The sequence below is a fragment of the Gordonia sp. NPDC058843 genome, from assembly GCF_042743165.1.
GTDB lineage: Bacteria > Actinomycetota > Actinomycetes > Mycobacteriales > Mycobacteriaceae > Gordonia.
In genome coordinates this window covers 54,480-68,479 of record NZ_JBHYNC010000028.1, presented here as the reverse complement: position 1 = coordinate 68,479, position 14,000 = coordinate 54,480, and the positions used below count along the sequence as shown (strand labels likewise).

Genomic DNA, 14,000 nt, shown 5'->3' with positions numbered 1-14,000 from the left:
GGCGCGTAGCGCGGCGAGGTCGGGTGCTTCGTCGTCGCTGAGGGGGTCGAGGTCGGTGGTGTCGGCGGCGCGGAGCTGGGCGGCGGTGCGGCGCAGGGCGGCTGCCTGGTTGGTGAGGTCTTCGATGAGTTGTTCGGCCATCATCAGGTCGTGGTGATGCCCGGCGGTGTCGGCGGCCGCGGCGAACTGGTGGTCGGCAGCAGCGCGCAACGCCAAGACATGCGGGGCCATGGCCTGCTGGTGGGCGCTGGTGCCGGCGTTGATCGCCTCGCGTAGCTGCGCCATGTCGGTGCCGAGTTCGGCGAGTTGAGCGGTGAGTTCGTAACGCAGCGCGATGCATTCGGCGAGGTCGGTCGGCGCGGCGAAGCGATCGGGTGCAGCAGCAACGACGTCAGCGGCGAACTCGTCGAAGTCCAGGTCCTCGTAGCGGTCGAGGTCGTCCGGGTCGAGGACATCGACGCCAGTTTCCGGCGGCGGTTCGGTGGCGGTGAGCGCGGCGAGGTAGTCCTCGTCAACGCCGACGTTCACGTCGAGGTCGTTGCCGGGCTGGCCGGTGAGGGTGTCGGCCCAGGGGTCGGCCAGTCCGGCGGCTTCGGCTGCTGCTTCGGCGGCGGCTTCGTCTTCGGGGGTGGGCGGTGCCGGCGGTAGTGGGGTGGTGTCGGTGGCGTGGCTGCTGTGGGTGACGAGCAGTTCGACTCGCCAGGTGAGCAGGCGGGCGTATTCGTCGAGGCGGACGGTGTGGTCGTCGTCGGTGCCGCTGTGGAGCAGGGTGTCGGCGAGGTCGAGCAGCTCGTGGGGGTTCCACTGGGTGGGGTCGGCGGCGCTGACCGCGGCCACGAGGGCGGGCCAGGCGCGGTCGGTGAGGATCGCTTCGGCGGCCCGGTCCCCGACGATCCCGACGAGAGCGTCGGCCCAGTCGGGGCGCAGGCCGGTGTTGGTGGCTTCGGCCGCGGCGGGAGCCAACTCACCGGACAGGCGCCACCACAGTGCGGCGGCGGGCATTTCGGTGGGCAGCGGGTTGTCGGCGAGGGCGTCGCGGGCTAGGGCGTGCACGTCGAGGCCGGCGCGGGCGGCCAGCGACAGGTGGTCGGCGAGTTCGGGCCAGTATGGGTCGGCGAGGAGGTGGGGGTCGAGGTCGCGGGCGAGGTCGGCGTAGCGGGCGGCCTCGGCGGCGGTGGTGATGAGTGCGTCGGCGCGCTCGGTCAGCGCGGCGTGGCGCCGTGCCAGGGCGATGGAATCTGGTCGCGGTCCGGCGGGACGCCGGTCGGTGTCGTCGACGCCGCGGGCGGCGCGGAACACGGCGAGTTCGGCGACGAGCTCGCCGCCGCGTTCGGTGTCAGCCAGGAGCAGCGGACGCGCCCACACGGGAGCGGTGGTGGCGTCCCAGGCGTGGGCCTGTTCGGTGACGGCGGCGGCGAGGTCGGTAACGAGGGCGCCGCGGCGGGTGAGGTAGGGCGCCCACTGGGTGTCGGCGAACCCGGCGGGGATGCGCGGCAGCCAGGGCAGGGGTCCGCCGCCGGCGGAGTGTTGCTGGGTGGGGTCCAGGCGCCAGTCGAGCACGGCGGCCGGGTCGGCGGCAGTGGCCAGTTCGCGGTGGGTGATCGCTGCCTGCAGCCGCGCGATCGGGTCGTCGCCACCGAGGGCCAGCGTGGCGAGGTGGGTGCGCAGGGTGGGCCAGGCCGCGCACGCGGTGAGCGTGCCGGCGGGGGTGCCGGTATGGGTGCTGTAGAGGGTGTCGGCGTCGTGTTCGAGGTCGCGCAGCGCCTTGGCGCCGAGGGTGTGTTCGGCGGCCGAACCGAGGGCGTGATCGTAGGCGGCCGCGGCCCGGGACAGACGCAGGAACGGGTCGACGGCGTCGCGTTGGGCGGTGGTCGCCGACTGTTGGGCGCCGTCGCGGCCGAGGATCGCGGCCAGGGTTTCCAGCCCGGTCTGGGGGTGGCGGGCCTTGGGGGTGGTGGCGTTGTGCGGGTCGGTCTCGGTGGTGGGCAGGTAGATGTGGTTGCCGTGGCGGCCGCGGGTCATCGCGACGTAGAGCAGCTGGCGGTCCAGCGCGTCGGAGCCGATGACGTGGCAGGTGTCGGCGGTCATGCCCTGGGCGGCGTGAATGGTGGAGGCGTAGCCGAGGGTGGTGTGCTCGGCGACGTAGTCCGCCGGTAACTGCACGTGCCGGTTGAGGTCGAGGTGCTGGGCGGTCAGGGTGCCGTCGGCGCCGATGTGGGTGACCCGCCATCGGTCGCCATTGCGGACCCAGTCGGTGGCCGACACCCGTAGGTCGCGGCGGTTGCGGCGGGTGCTGATGATGTCGCCGACGCTGGCGGCCAGGCCATCGGACAACGCGACCTCGGGGCCGCGGAGGCGGGGGTCGATACCGGCGAGACGGTCGGCGCGGGCGCGTTCGTTGAGGGCGTTGACGGTGTCGCGGGTGGAGGCAATCATCACGGTGTCGCGGCCCTGTGCGCGGTCACGTGCCCATGCCCGGTAGGCGTCATCGGCGGCGGCAGCATCGGATTCGACGTGGATGCGTCCGTGGTCGGCGTAGAAACCGAGCGCGGCGGGGTGACCGTCACGCAGCGCCAGCGACGCCGCACCTTCGGCGGCGTCGGAGAACCGCACCACCTGGCTCAGAGTCAGCGCGCCGGTTTCGTGCGCGACGTCGCGCAGCACACCGCCGGCCGAGATGGAGGCGAGCTGCTGGTCGTCGCCGACGAGCCGCACACTGCCCCCGCGGGCGGCCACGCACCGGATCACCTCGTCGAGGTCGGCGGTCGAGGCCATCCCGGCCTCGTCGACCACGACGAGGGTGTCGGGGCCGATCTGGGTGTACCAGTCGGGCAGTTTGAGCTTCTTGAATGCGGGGTCGGCCAGCGTTTTCTTGGCGGCGGCAACCTGGTTGGCGAGCTCGGGTTTACCGATGGTGCGCCAGCGTGGTGTGGCGGCCAGGGCGCGGGTCTGGGCGAGTTCGCGTTCAGACCGAGCGAGGTCAACGAGCTTGGCGGCGGTGTCGGTGGTGGTGTCGAGTTCTTCGCGCAACACCGCGGCAGCGGCGGCGGTGGGGGCCAGTCCGATGAGGGTTCCGCCGCTGTCGGTCCACGCCCGGGCGAGGGTGCGCATGGCGGTGGTCTTGCCGGTACCGGCGGGCGCCAGCACCAGTTGCACGCGGCGTCCGGAGGTGGCCAGTTCGCGCACCATGGCGGCTTGGCCGGCGTTGAGTTCGCGGCCGTTGGCGGCTTGCTCGAGCAGTGCGATGTCGACGGTGGTCTCGTCGAGGCGGTGGCCGTCGGTGCGTTTGGCGGCGGCCACGATGCGGTGTTCGGCGGCGAGGATGTCGGTGCTGGTGTGTAGGGCGACGTCGTGGCGCACGAACACTGATTCGCCGTTCGCGCGACGCAACACCTCGGGTTCGTTGAGGTCGCCGTCGAGGGCGTCAGATGACACCGCGACGCTGGTGTCAGCGGCCAGGGCGGTGTCGACGATGCGCTCGATGGCGGCGGCGAGTTCGTCGGTGTCGGTGATGCCGGCGAAGTCGCGGGCACGCAGTTGGCGTTCGGCTTCGGCGCGTAGATGCGGACGCTGCCAGCGGGCGCGGGTGGCCGAGATGTTCTCGATGCACGCATCGGCGAGGTCGGTGCACAGCTCGTCGGTGAACTCCGGATACTCACGGGTGCGGGGGCGTGGATGGGTGGCCTCGTGCACGAGGTCGCTGATCGCCCGATCCCCGCCGAGGATGCGCCGCGCATCGGCCCGCCACGCCTGGCGTTGCTCGGCATAGGAGCGGGGTTCGTGTTTGGCTTCGCGGGTGTCCAGGGTGGCTTGCTGGGCCAGATCGAAGGCCTCACCGGTGGTGGGTTCGCGGCCGTGATCGGCGAGGAACTGCTTCGACAGTTCACCGATGCGGTCTTCGATCGCCGCGCGCCGCGACGACCACTGCGTCATCAGATCGGTGGAAACACCGTCGATTTCGCGGACCGGTCGTTTCCGTGCATCGGTCTGCTGTCGTTCGCTGAACGAGACCCCGAGATCACGCTGGAGGTAGAGCTCGATGCGCGAGTTGTACACCTCCGACGCGGACACGGTGGCCTTAAACAACGGGGTGCCGTCCAGGGCCATCCACCGGGTGATCCCGGCGGCGTCACGCACCCGCACTTTGTTAGAGATGGCGACGTGGGTGTGTAGGTCTGGGTCCCCGGCGCGGGAGTCACGGTGGGTGAACGCCGCGGCGATCAGACCGTCGGTGTCGACCTGGGCGATGCCGTCGGTTCCCAACCGCGACAGGCACGCTTCGCGCTCGATGAACGCCAGTGCATCGGCGACCGCCTGACGGTGGGCGGCCTCGATCTTCTCGGCCATCGGTAGCGGCGCGACCGCCCACAACGCCGACACCGATTTCACCGGACTGAACGTCATGTCGTAACCGGCCACCGCCGACTGACGCCGACGGCTTTCCTGCGCGATGAACCCCGAGAGCTCGCGCGAATCCCGCGGCGGGCGCCGATAGGTTTTCGTGAATCGCTCGCGGCCCAGCTCGGTGCGCAACGCCGCCCGGGTGTCGTCGTCGATGACCGCATCCCACCGCTCGCCGCGGGCGAGATTGTGGTCGCGGAACACCACCGCGAGTTCCTGTAGGAACTCCGGGAACTCGTTGTAGACGGCGTAGGCGTTACCCAGTTTCGTCGCCGCCAACGCCTCGGCCGTTCGGCAGTCCGAGGACGCCACGGCGTGCTGTTCGATCGCGGTGGCGTTGGGGTGGCGGCCCTCGCCGAACAGGGCCTTCATCTGCGCCGCCGACACCATCGACCCGGCCTCGACGGTGCGCTTGTCGACCAGCTGCTCCGACACCTCCAACCCGGCGCCGATATCGCTCAGTCCGGCCAGCCCGGACCCGATCCACTGGCCCGGGGAATCGCCTTTGGCGCTGTAGTAGTCGGCCAGCGACACCCGCCCCTTGTCGGTGGCATCCATGGCCGCAACGGATTTGGTCAGGTACTCATAACCGTCGCCGGCGGTGAGCTTGTGGATGGTGGCGGTCACGGCCGAATCACCGCCGGAACGGGCGCAACTCGTTGGTCCGGATCACCGCGTGGACGCTCGCGCGGTGCGCCCGGACCAGCTCGGCAATGACACCGCTGGCAACCTCGTCGCCGCCCTCGATCCGCTCGGCCAACGTCCCGAGAAGTTCCGCGGTGGCGGTGGGGGAGGCCAGCACCTGAGCCACCGCATCCTGAGCGGTGACCCCGGCCGTGGCGGGCCGGTCGTGGCGGCGGACCCACGCTGCCCGGCGGCACTCATCCGAGCACCAGCGGCGCGGCCGACCACGCCGCCGCGCGCCGTCTCCGGGCAGCACACCACCGCAGTGATCGCACGCCCCAGCACCGGCCATGGCTGCATTCTGGCACATTAATTTCGTCGGACGAATCCGGAATGCAAGAGGTGTGTGGGAGTTAAAGGGTTTTGGGGTTCATGGGGTGAGGTGCTGGGTGAGGGGTGATCGGGGGTGTTGATGCAGGTGAGAGGGTGGATGAACGGATTGGGCGGGTGGGACACGAGGGCGAGGGGAAGGGGAGGGACGGTGAAATGCTCACTGAGAAGGCGCGTGTGGCGGTGGCGAGTGGGCGTTGGCCGGCGTTATCGTGTCGGGTATGCCGTCGAACAATTCAAAACTCACTGCCAGCCAGGCGCGTGCTTCTGCGCGCAAACGAACGCTCGCCGCGTTGGAAACGCGTCGGGCCGAGGAACGCGCGAAACTCGAACGCAGACTCGAAGCCGAGTTGCGGGTGATGGAGGCCAACGAAGCCAACATCGCCGAGTTCCTGCAAGCCGACTCCGAACTCGCTGCTGCCGAAGCAGAACTGTGGGCGATCACCGAACGATCCACACACGCCAAAGCCACCGCGCTGGCCGCGATCGCCGAGCGCGTAGGAAGTGTTAGTGGCGCGGCCGAGCTGGTGGAGATCAGCGCAGCCAAAGCCAAGACGCTGCTGCGCGAGGCGGGCCTGTCCGTCGCGACGAAGAAGGCCACCTCGAGCCAGGATCAGACACCGGCCCCGGCCACTCCGGACGCGGCCACCGATGAGAGCCGCACCGAGCAAACCGATCCCGCGGTGATGTCGGCCTAGGGATCTACGGTTCGGCCATGAGTGTCGACCCTGACCACGATCAACTCGGCCTGTTCGCGGTGCCGTCCGCCCACCTGACGGTCGGCACCGCGACACCGTCGCCGGGTGTGGTCACCGACCCAACGCTGATGCCCGATACTCGCGCCGAGCGACACTTCTGGCAGCACGTCGTCCTCACGCCCCGCGGCTGCTGGTACTGGATCGGCGCGGTCAGCTCGCCAGACGGGTACGGCCGATTCACCTTTCGCCGCAACAACCGTCAACGGGCGATCAGCGCGCACCGTTTCGCGCTGCTGCTGGTGCACCCCGACCTGGGCGCCGACGCCGCCGACATCGGCGAGCACTACTGCAACGAACCGCTATGCGTGCGCGTGGATTCCGCACACGTGCGCATCGGCACCCAGACCAACAACCTCACCTACGCCGTTGGCCTCGGCCGCCACCGCGGATCACGACCAACCACCGCCATCGACCGCGCCGCGCGTTCGATCATGCTGCGCACCTACCTACGCGACGGCGGCGACCCCGAACAGGCACACCGACTGTTCCAACCCGTGCCGTCCACACCCGCCGACCAACTCGGCCTGTTCTGAAAGCAAGACCGCCTTGTGTTAGTGGCTGGCGAGTGCAGAATCGCAGCATGGCCGACCGCAGAGCCTCCGACGAGCACTACGTCCTCGACCTGTGCGACGAGCTTCTCGGCGTTGCTGGAATCCGTCAGGCACGGTTCGACTGGCTGCGTGGTGACCCCTCGCCTCGGTTGCCCCGTGGAGCGATGCTCCCGGTCGACGGATTCTGGCGAGAACTGCACCTCGCCGTCGAGTTCCAGGAGGAGCAGCACTCAGAGCCGTCTGCGTTCTTCGATCGCCGGCACACCGTCTCCGGTGTCGGTCGCGGCGAGCAGCGCCGCCGCTACGACGAACGCAAACGCACCCTGATTCCCAAGCACGGGTTGAACCTGGTTGTGATTGAGAAGTCCGTGTTCGCGGTGAAGTCGCGCCGTATCGTGCGCGACCGGACTCGGGATCTCGAGATCGTCCGTCAGCACCTCGACGACGTCGGTGCACCTCGCTAGATCGAGTTACCGCGGATCGCTACTTGCGGCTCCGCTGAAACTGCCATACCGCGTGACCGAGGTCGGTGGGCGAGACGCCGGGGCAGGTCTCTGCGGCGGTGACGCAGAGGAGTCAGCCGAGGGAGTCAGGTCGTTCGAACAGCGACAGCGCCGACGGTGTGCGCTCCTATCGCGGGCACTGGCCCCAGACGCCGGCTCGGGCTGCCTGGGCGTCGCGTTGGGCGGCGGCGAGCGCGTCGGCGTGGCGGCCGGGTTGGTGGTTGTAGACGTAGGTGCGTGCCCACCCTTCGGCGACGAGTGTGTGGTTGAGCATCGTGTCGCCGATCCAGACGTAGGCCAGGGCGCGACCGTAGCGGTCGGTGTGGTCTTGGGTGGCGTCGTACTCGAGACGCACGGCGGTGCCAGCAGATGCGAGTGTGCGGGTGCGGTCGCTGGCTTGTGGGCCGCACGGCTGGACCGGGGTGTGGGGTTTGCGGACCTCCGGGGTGTCGATGCCGAGCAGCCGCACGGTGAGGTCGGGATCGGTGTCGGTGGAGACGACGATCGTGTCACCGTCGATGACACGGGTGACAACTGCGGGCGTGGTGTCGCCTGAGGGGCGCGACGGCTCGGCAACGGTGGTCGCGCGTGTCCACAGGTCGGCGGGCGCGGGTAGGGCGTCGACGACGCCACTGAGGGCCATGAATGCTGCCACGACGAGCGCGGCGAGTACCGCGAGGCGCAGCACGGTGCGGGAGACGAAACGGGCGAGGATGCGCATGGGGCGGGCTCCGAACGACGTCGAGCGAGGGCGGTTGGATGGGTCAGTCGAACAGCGACATTTGCTGTTCGGCGGCGGCGGCGTCGGTGCGGTCGATGTAGGTCTGCGCCCAGTCCTTGACCACCGCGACGGGTTCGTCGAGTGCGGCGGCGACTTGGTCCCAGGTGAGGTTGTCGACGTGGCGCAGGGTGTAGGCGTCGGCGTGGAGCTTGGCCAGATCGGCGGCCGGGTATCGGGTATCGGTGTCGGTGGGCATGGCGGTGTCCTTTCGGTTCAGTTCGGGCGCAGGGCGGCCAGGCGGGTGCGGTGCTCGCGCAGTGCGATGCCGTGGGCGCACATGTAGTCCCACAGTTCGGCTTCGGGAAGGTGGTCGGCGGCGTGGGTGATGCCGTCTCCGGCGGCGCGGTAGCGGCGGCGGTAGGCATCGGCGACGACCATCGCCGCGTAGTGGCGGGCCTGGATGCCGTCGGCGCCGGCGGCGGTCGCCGCGACGAGCGCACGGGTGAGGTGCTCGGCGCCAAGGGTGGCCGCACGTCCCTGGCGGCGTAGTTCGTGGGCGACGGTGGTGGCGTCGTGCGCGCGGTGGGCGCCGTCGGTGATGAGTTCGGCGATGATCGTGAACAGAGCGCCGTGGGCGGGTACGTAGAAGTCCTCGGCGCGGACCAGGCCGACGATGTCGGCGAGGTCGTCGTGGTGGGCGGGTGTGGCCCACAGCAGCGCCGAGAGCAACAGGACCTCGGCGTGGCCGGTGTCGCTGGCCCACCCGTGGCCGTCGGTGAGTGCCACGTCGTGGTGGGCGGCGCTCGCCGACGGGTCGGGTGGGGTCTCGGCGGGCATGGTTCAGATCACCTGGTGGCGTCGTTCGGTGTCGCCGCGGCCGTCGTAGTCGTAGTTGAGGTAGTGGCCGTACTCTCGGCGGGCGCGCTCGGCCAGTTCGAGGGCCTGGTCGAGCAGATGGGGAAGCACAGCTATGTCGGCGAGGCGGGTGTTCACCTCTGTGAGCGGGAGGCGGGTGAGGTCGCCGTCTTCGTAGACGGCGATGACGATCGGGTGGACGGGCGGGCGGTGCGGGTTGCTCGGCACGAAGACGCCGGCGCCGTTGTCGATGAGTGCCTGCCAGTTGTCGTCGATGATCACCACGGCGTCGCGCGTGCGGGTGTAGGCGAGGTGCCCGCTGCGCTGCGCGCCGAAAGCGGTGCGGGTGAACACCAGCCCGGTGGCGGCCGTGATGTCGGCGAGGGCGGCGTCGAGGGTGTAGCTCATCGGGGCCTCCGTTCGGCATTGGTACGGAGGGCGGCGAGCATGGCTGTGTCGTCCTGGGCGGCGAGCGCGGCCTCGTCGGCGGCTCCAACCGTGCATCCAGGAGTGTGCGGGTTGCTGAAGTGTTCTCCGCACATGCGGCAGCAGTCCGGGCCGATGTCGGCGATGGTGATCTGAAGGCCCGCGTCGGTGACGGTGACGGCGTGAATGTGTCCGGCGGGGACGTCGATGGTGATGACGAGATCGTCGTCGACGTTTGCGAGGCTGGTCTGCACCTGGGGTGCTGACGTGTCGGCGGGATCCGCGGCGGCGGGGGTTGCCCACAGGGAGGCATTGTCGGCGGTGATCGCGAGACCACCGAAGCTCCACTGGCCGGTGTGGTTGATGGCGCGGTAGTCGGATGGACGGCTCATCCTGGTTCTCCTTGGTCGGCGTGCTGGTGGGTGTCGTCGACGGCAAGTGCGACACCCGTTTCTCGGGGGACTGGCGGGTCAGGCTGCGGTGGCGAGCGCCTTGACTCGGTCGGGACGGAACCCCGACCAGTGCGTGTCGCCGGCAACCACGACCGGGGCCTGCTGGTAGCCGAGGCTCATCACGTAGTCGCGGGCCTCGTCGTCGGCGCTGATGTCGACCACCTGATAGGTCAAACCCTGCTTGTCCAATGCTTTGTAGGTGGCGTGGCACTGGACGCAGGCGGGCTTGGTGTACACGGTGATCGTCATTTCTGAAACCTTTCTTTCGGTGGCTGTTTGCTTTCTTTTATTCTATACCGAATGGGCTGTATATGCAAGGGCTGCAACGTATTTCAGCGTTCAAGGAAATGCACCGAGACATGCTGTTAGGGGTCCTTTGAATGCCCTCCACCTCGTCTATTCCGGGATTCTTTTATACGTTAGGAAATCTCCACAGAAACGCGCACCGAATACCTTCGAATTACAGGGAGTTGCGTGACTGCGCCGGTAGGCAAGAGGGCTCTGGCCCTCGTGGGATGGCCGCTGGCGGCGCTGCGAGCGGCGGGGCCAGCTCAGCGGATGGTGGTGATCAGTGCGCTGGGGGTGGTGTGCAGGGCGCGAGCTATCCGGGTGAGTGTGACCACGGTCGGTGCGCGTTCACCGGCCTCGATGCCGCGCAGGAAGGTCCGGCTGGTGCCGACGGTGCGGGCCAGTGCCTGCTGGCTGATCTTGAGTTCGGTGCGGCGGGCGACGATCGCGGCTCCGACGGCGGTCATGACGGCGGTCTCGTCGACGCTGATGGCGGACGGGTCGCTCGACATGGGTTCGGGCCTCTCGGGGGCGGTGGGTGGTTGTGTGGTGTCGAGCTTGCCAGAGACGACCGAAGGCGAGTGCGTGCCGTGCCCGGCACGCAGGCCGGGCACGGCACGATCGGTGGTGTCGGTCATCGGCCGAGCGTTTCGGCCGCGACGTCGTAGCCTCCCCACAACGATCGGCCTGGCACCGCCCGCCACCCGTGCGGTCCCCGGCGGGTGATCATCGGGTAGCCCTGAGGTCGTTCGGTGCCGTGTAGCTCGGTGACGGTGGTTTCCCAGTTGATGCGGGTGCGGCGCTTGGGTCCGTCGTCGTAGGGCGCCGAGGGCACGATCGGGTCGTCGCGCCATCCCGGGAAACAGTGATCCAGGCCCAGCAGGGCCGCGTCGGTGTCGTCGTCGACGACCTCGGAGTGCCACCCGCAACCTCGGCAGAAGCTGCGCGAGACCAGATCACCCACGCACAGGCAACCGCGGTGCGAGGTCCGGTTGCATCGGAGGTCGGTTTGCAGGGTGATCGGGATGCACGTGTCGGTCGGCTCGCGGCTGCTCGCGTACTCACCGATCGCGACGTGCCAGCCGTGCGAGTCGCGCAGGCAGGCGAGATCAGGCCACGCCTTCCTCCACTGCGCCATCGCGTGCTCATAGTCGGCAATCGTGGTGCACCGCAACGCATACAAGCGAGGGACACCGGTTGTGCGTTCAGCGTGCGCACGCTCATCGCGTGCCGCCTCGGCGAACATGTCGAGCTGTAGGCCGTGCGAGGAGGGCGCGGTCGGCTTCGTCGGGAGAGTGGTTGCGGTCATGACTTGACTGTACCCCATAGGGTACATATTGTGAACCCTATAAGGTGCAGCACTACGGCGGGTAAGACGCTCCGAAGATGCACCACCACAGCAACATTCGACACAAAGGAAGCCTCGCATGTCGTGGAGCTACTGCAACATCGCCGCCAGCCCGAGCGCACGCGAGATCATCCGCGCGACCAACGTGCTCCAGACCGGACATCTCGAGCTGGTACCCATCGAGCACGTGCACGCCATGGTCGATCTGACGTGGTCCCAGTGGGCGCTCGGTCTCGCCGAAATCCTCACCACCGGTATCGGGATCGTCCTGGCCGATGACGAGAACCGCGAATGCCTGTTCCTGACCCGCACCCCGATCTACGCCGCCAACTGACGCCCCACGACGCCACCTGAGAGGACACCCCATGACGCGCCGCACATCATCATCCGGCCACGACGACATCGACCTGCTCGATCTGCTCGACGGCACCGCCGAGCGCATCGAAGAGCAACGTCGCCTCGATGCCGAGGTTGCGACCCTGCGCCAGCTGTGGGAGCAACGTCGCGCCGGTCGACCCGACGGCCAACCCGTACCGACCGGTGAGGACTGGTGTGGCCGCTGCGGGCAGAACACCTTCGACTACGGGCTGGTCATCAACCACGACCTGGGCTACCTCGGCTGCCCGGTCGAGGTCGACCCCACCTGGTCGAAATACCAGTGCGTCGGCTTCCGAGGCGCCGTGGGCTACCCGTCAAGCACGCTGACCGTCGAAGACCTCTGCGACCGCTGGGACCGACAGTTCTTCCCCGACTGCGTATGCGGGCACCCCTGGGGAGTGCACACCCATGCCGCCCACCCCACCTGGAGCTTCGCCTGCAACACTTCGTGCGGCTGCCCGATCTACCGCCAGGAGACCTAAGGGCCTACAACTCGGGTCCGTGATCCCGGGAACGTTGCACCCTCGGTGCCGACGTCCCACTGGATGTCTCGGGTGCGGGTGTGCTCGGCGCCGAGCGTGGGGCGCGGGTGTCGCCGAGCAGTTCTCCGATCGAGCGCGTTCTCTGCGAGGCCCACGCACCGTCGTCGGGGTTCCACTGACCGTTCCCAGTCGCGTCCGTCAGGATCGGTTCGATGAGGCTGTTGGCGGCCGCGAGCGCCGCATCGGCCTGGTGCAGGTGCGCCGGTAGGCCGCTGTGCGCGGCGCGTTGGGGGTAGTCACGTTCCCAGGTCGGGTTGGGCAGGACCAACGGCACCGGGACCGTCAGTCCACGGCGCTGTTCTTGGTGGCGGATCGCGGCGCGCAGCTGCTCGGCATCGAACGATTGTGTGCGGGCGAGGATGACGAGGTCGACCAAATCGTGAGCGCGAGTCGAGGGGCTGTCGCCGCGAGGTCCGTGCAGTTCGTAGAGGGCCGCGACCTTGTCGGCGACCGCTTCGGCGGCGGCCTGCATCCGAATCACGGGCATGGGGTCGAGTTCGTCGAGCGCGAGCACCGGGCGCGGGCTGATCGTCTCGGGCGGTAGCAGCATCTCCCGGTGGGTGGCGAGGTCGAGCGTGGCGTCGGAGAACCGTTGTCCAGCAATGTTGTAGCGGATACGTCCGGCGAACAAGCCGGGACTGCGGGTCGCGGTGATCGTGATGTCGAACTCGCCGAAGTCGCCGGGTCCGGGGTGGGCGGCCTGACGCAGCGAGTGTTGCATGTGTTCGGCGTCGAGGCGGGTGGCCAGGTCGGCGTCGGCGGTCGGGCGGGCCTGGGTCGGCGCACGGAATTGCAGGGCGGTGCCGCCGGTGAGGATCCACTGGTCGGCATCGGGGGAGCGGAACAACCGTGCCAGGAACAACTGGAGGGTCACGGTCTGAGCGAGCTCGTCACGACTGAACCTGTTCGTGCGAGCCTCGGCCGACAGGCGGGCTTTCAGCCCGGCGCGGAAGGCCTCTTCGGACGCATACGCCATCAGCCGACCAACACCGGTTCGGCCGGCATCTGGGCCTGATCGAGCAGCGAAGCGAACAGCTCAGCACCGGAGGCGTAGTTCCAGCGCGGAGCGGCCCGGTCGCACGCTGCGATCAGCTCGTCGGTGGCGACCAGCGACTCGCTCAGGCAGGTGTGCAGCGCGGTCCCGATGTGCCCGCCGTCGCCATGGGTGAGGAGCAGGTCGGCCACGGTGCGCGCGGGGGTGGTCACCGGCAGCCCGTCGACGACGTCCCAGTCGCGGCCGCGGTCACCGATCGGCCGGCGCCAGGTGCGCACCGACGGGTCGCGGACATTGATGCGGTGCGGGCTGCTCAACTCGAGCCCGGATGCGGTGATCGTGCCCAGGCGCAGGACCTGGGCGGCGGCGGCGTGGCTCACGACGCTGTCGGGGCGTGCTCGTCGTTCCTCGATGTCGGCGGCCGGGTGCAGCGCCAACCACTGTGCCGCCCAGTCACCGAGCGTGGTCCAGGCCGAGGACTCGGGGAGCTCGTAGACGCCGTGGTGGACCCGAACGATGGCCTCACGGCCAGCGAGGCGAGCCAGGACGTACGGCGCAATGCCGAGGTTGCGGGCTTGGGCGGTGGTGAACAGCCCGAACTGGCGATCCGCCAGGTCGCGGATCGCGCCCCACCGGCCAGCGTCGATCATGCAGCAATAATAGCAACGGGAGTGATCGGGGAGGCTTTCCGAGCTGTCCGAGCGCGGCCCGTCCGTCCGGACTGGGCCGGGTGCCCCGGCACAGTGGTCACGGTGTGCCGGGGCGGTCG

Annotated in this window: 17 protein-coding genes; 5 read left to right on the top strand and 12 right to left on the bottom strand. The window is 69.0% G+C overall.

All coding sequences use genetic code 11. The features are described from left to right. Window positions 1–5,028, bottom strand: a 5,028-nt coding sequence (gene mobF, locus ACFW3F_RS17700) for a MobF family relaxase (RefSeq protein WP_388059621.1), incomplete at its 3' end; no start/stop codon positions are given. Window positions 5,029–5,035: 7 nt separating this feature from the next. Beyond that, window positions 5,036–5,377 (bottom strand): hypothetical protein, encoded by a 342-nt coding sequence (locus tag ACFW3F_RS17695; protein WP_388059619.1) that lies wholly within the window; start codon window positions 5,375–5,377, stop codon window positions 5,036–5,038. A 259-nt stretch (window positions 5,378–5,636) separates the two neighbouring features. Here ACFW3F_RS17695 and ACFW3F_RS17690 point away from each other — a divergent pair, with 259 nt between their 5' ends. From ACFW3F_RS17690 to ACFW3F_RS17680, 3 genes are read left to right on the top strand one after another with little or no spacing between them, the layout of a single operon-like run. Then, a complete protein-coding gene (locus tag ACFW3F_RS17690) occupies window positions 5,637–6,113 on the top strand; it encodes a hypothetical protein (protein WP_388059617.1) in 477 nt (158 codons plus the stop codon). Between the two features lie 17 nt (window positions 6,114–6,130). After that, the gene (locus ACFW3F_RS17685; RefSeq protein ID WP_388059615.1) at window positions 6,131–6,706 is read left to right on the top strand and encodes a hypothetical protein; all 576 of its coding nucleotides are present in this window, start codon (window positions 6,131–6,133) and stop codon (window positions 6,704–6,706) included. Between the two features lie 47 nt (window positions 6,707–6,753). Further along, on the top strand, window positions 6,754–7,188 hold the full coding sequence (locus ACFW3F_RS17680) for a hypothetical protein (protein WP_388059613.1): 435 nt from the start codon (window positions 6,754–6,756) through the stop codon (window positions 7,186–7,188). Between the two features lie 166 nt (window positions 7,189–7,354). Here ACFW3F_RS17680 and ACFW3F_RS17675 read toward each other — a convergent pair whose 3' ends face one another. From ACFW3F_RS17675 to ACFW3F_RS17640, 8 genes are all read right to left on the bottom strand, one after another. After that, on the bottom strand, window positions 7,355–7,948 hold the full coding sequence (locus ACFW3F_RS17675; RefSeq protein WP_388059611.1) for a thermonuclease family protein: 594 nt from the start codon (window positions 7,946–7,948) through the stop codon (window positions 7,355–7,357). Between the two features lie 43 nt (window positions 7,949–7,991). Then, the gene (locus ACFW3F_RS17670) at window positions 7,992–8,204 is read right to left on the bottom strand and encodes a hypothetical protein (protein WP_065629379.1); all 213 of its coding nucleotides are present in this window, start codon (window positions 8,202–8,204) and stop codon (window positions 7,992–7,994) included. A gap of 17 nt (window positions 8,205–8,221) precedes the next feature. Beyond that, entirely contained in the window at window positions 8,222–8,785 is a 564-nt protein-coding gene (locus ACFW3F_RS17665; protein ID WP_388059609.1) for a DnaB-like helicase N-terminal domain-containing protein, read from the bottom strand. Between the two features lie 3 nt (window positions 8,786–8,788). Continuing rightward, window positions 8,789–9,211 carry a hypothetical protein gene (locus ACFW3F_RS17660; RefSeq protein WP_388059607.1) on the bottom strand — a complete coding sequence of 141 codons (423 nt, stop codon included), beginning with the start codon at window positions 9,209–9,211 and terminating at the stop codon, window positions 8,789–8,791. Further along, on the bottom strand, window positions 9,208–9,621 hold the full coding sequence (locus ACFW3F_RS17655; RefSeq protein WP_065629382.1) for a hypothetical protein: 414 nt from the start codon (window positions 9,619–9,621) through the stop codon (window positions 9,208–9,210). Before ACFW3F_RS17655 ends, ACFW3F_RS17660 begins: the two co-directional genes overlap by 4 nt. 78 nt (window positions 9,622–9,699) lie before the next feature. Continuing rightward, window positions 9,700–9,930 carry a redoxin NrdH gene (locus ACFW3F_RS17650; protein WP_065629383.1) on the bottom strand — a complete coding sequence of 77 codons (231 nt, stop codon included), beginning with the start codon at window positions 9,928–9,930 and terminating at the stop codon, window positions 9,700–9,702. A 302-nt stretch (window positions 9,931–10,232) separates the two neighbouring features. Further along, the gene (locus ACFW3F_RS17645) at window positions 10,233–10,607 is read right to left on the bottom strand and encodes a helix-turn-helix domain-containing protein (protein WP_388059604.1); all 375 of its coding nucleotides are present in this window, start codon (window positions 10,605–10,607) and stop codon (window positions 10,233–10,235) included. After that, entirely contained in the window at window positions 10,604–11,278 is a 675-nt protein-coding gene (locus tag ACFW3F_RS17640) for a DUF6349 family protein (RefSeq protein WP_388059602.1), read from the bottom strand. The genes ACFW3F_RS17645 and ACFW3F_RS17640 overlap by 4 nt, the downstream gene beginning before the upstream one ends. A gap of 118 nt (window positions 11,279–11,396) precedes the next feature. Here ACFW3F_RS17640 and ACFW3F_RS17635 point away from each other — a divergent pair, with 118 nt between their 5' ends. After that, complete coding sequence (locus ACFW3F_RS17635) at window positions 11,397–11,651, top strand: hypothetical protein (RefSeq protein WP_388059600.1); 255 nt, start codon at window positions 11,397–11,399, stop codon at window positions 11,649–11,651. Between the two features lie 31 nt (window positions 11,652–11,682). After that, complete coding sequence (locus ACFW3F_RS17630; protein WP_388059598.1) at window positions 11,683–12,177, top strand: hypothetical protein; 495 nt, start codon at window positions 11,683–11,685, stop codon at window positions 12,175–12,177. A gap of 4 nt (window positions 12,178–12,181) precedes the next feature. Here the strand turns inward: ACFW3F_RS17630 and ACFW3F_RS17625 are convergent, their stop codons facing one another. Both ACFW3F_RS17625 and ACFW3F_RS17620 read right to left on the bottom strand, forming a co-directional pair. Beyond that, window positions 12,182–13,213 (bottom strand): nucleotidyl transferase AbiEii/AbiGii toxin family protein, encoded by a 1,032-nt coding sequence (locus ACFW3F_RS17625; RefSeq protein ID WP_388059596.1) that lies wholly within the window; start codon window positions 13,211–13,213, stop codon window positions 12,182–12,184. Beyond that, window positions 13,213–13,881, bottom strand: coding sequence for a type IV toxin-antitoxin system AbiEi family antitoxin domain-containing protein (locus ACFW3F_RS17620; RefSeq protein ID WP_388059594.1), 669 nt, complete (start codon window positions 13,879–13,881; stop codon window positions 13,213–13,215). The genes ACFW3F_RS17625 and ACFW3F_RS17620 overlap by 1 nt, the downstream gene beginning before the upstream one ends. Window positions 13,882–14,000 lie beyond the last annotated feature (119 nt).

Excerpts from the sequence above, each read along its gene's own strand:
- ACFW3F_RS17695 (WP_388059619.1), bottom strand. The coding sequence starts at position 5,377 with ATGGCCGGTGCTGGGGCGTGCGATCACTGCGGTGGTGTGCTGCCCGGA.
- ACFW3F_RS17690 (WP_388059617.1), top strand. The coding sequence starts at position 5,637 with ATGCCGTCGAACAATTCAAAACTCACTGCCAGCCAGGCGCGTGCTTCT.
- ACFW3F_RS17685 (WP_388059615.1), top strand. The coding sequence starts at position 6,131 with ATGAGTGTCGACCCTGACCACGATCAACTCGGCCTGTTCGCGGTGCCG.
- ACFW3F_RS17680 (WP_388059613.1), top strand. The coding sequence starts at position 6,754 with ATGGCCGACCGCAGAGCCTCCGACGAGCACTACGTCCTCGACCTGTGC.
- ACFW3F_RS17675 (WP_388059611.1), bottom strand. The coding sequence starts at position 7,948 with ATGCGCATCCTCGCCCGTTTCGTCTCCCGCACCGTGCTGCGCCTCGCG.
- ACFW3F_RS17670 (WP_065629379.1), bottom strand. The coding sequence starts at position 8,204 with ATGCCCACCGACACCGATACCCGATACCCGGCCGCCGATCTGGCCAAG.
- ACFW3F_RS17665 (WP_388059609.1), bottom strand. The coding sequence starts at position 8,785 with ATGCCCGCCGAGACCCCACCCGACCCGTCGGCGAGCGCCGCCCACCAC.
- ACFW3F_RS17660 (WP_388059607.1), bottom strand. The coding sequence starts at position 9,211 with ATGAGCTACACCCTCGACGCCGCCCTCGCCGACATCACGGCCGCCACC.
- ACFW3F_RS17655 (WP_065629382.1), bottom strand. The coding sequence starts at position 9,621 with ATGAGCCGTCCATCCGACTACCGCGCCATCAACCACACCGGCCAGTGG.
- ACFW3F_RS17650 (WP_065629383.1), bottom strand. The coding sequence starts at position 9,930 with ATGACGATCACCGTGTACACCAAGCCCGCCTGCGTCCAGTGCCACGCC.
- ACFW3F_RS17645 (WP_388059604.1), bottom strand. The coding sequence starts at position 10,607 with ATGACCGACACCACCGATCGTGCCGTGCCCGGCCTGCGTGCCGGGCAC.
- ACFW3F_RS17640 (WP_388059602.1), bottom strand. The coding sequence starts at position 11,278 with ATGACCGCAACCACTCTCCCGACGAAGCCGACCGCGCCCTCCTCGCAC.
- ACFW3F_RS17635 (WP_388059600.1), top strand. The coding sequence starts at position 11,397 with ATGTCGTGGAGCTACTGCAACATCGCCGCCAGCCCGAGCGCACGCGAG.
- ACFW3F_RS17630 (WP_388059598.1), top strand. The coding sequence starts at position 11,683 with ATGACGCGCCGCACATCATCATCCGGCCACGACGACATCGACCTGCTC.
- ACFW3F_RS17625 (WP_388059596.1), bottom strand. The coding sequence starts at position 13,213 with ATGGCGTATGCGTCCGAAGAGGCCTTCCGCGCCGGGCTGAAAGCCCGC.
- ACFW3F_RS17620 (WP_388059594.1), bottom strand. The coding sequence starts at position 13,881 with ATGATCGACGCTGGCCGGTGGGGCGCGATCCGCGACCTGGCGGATCGC.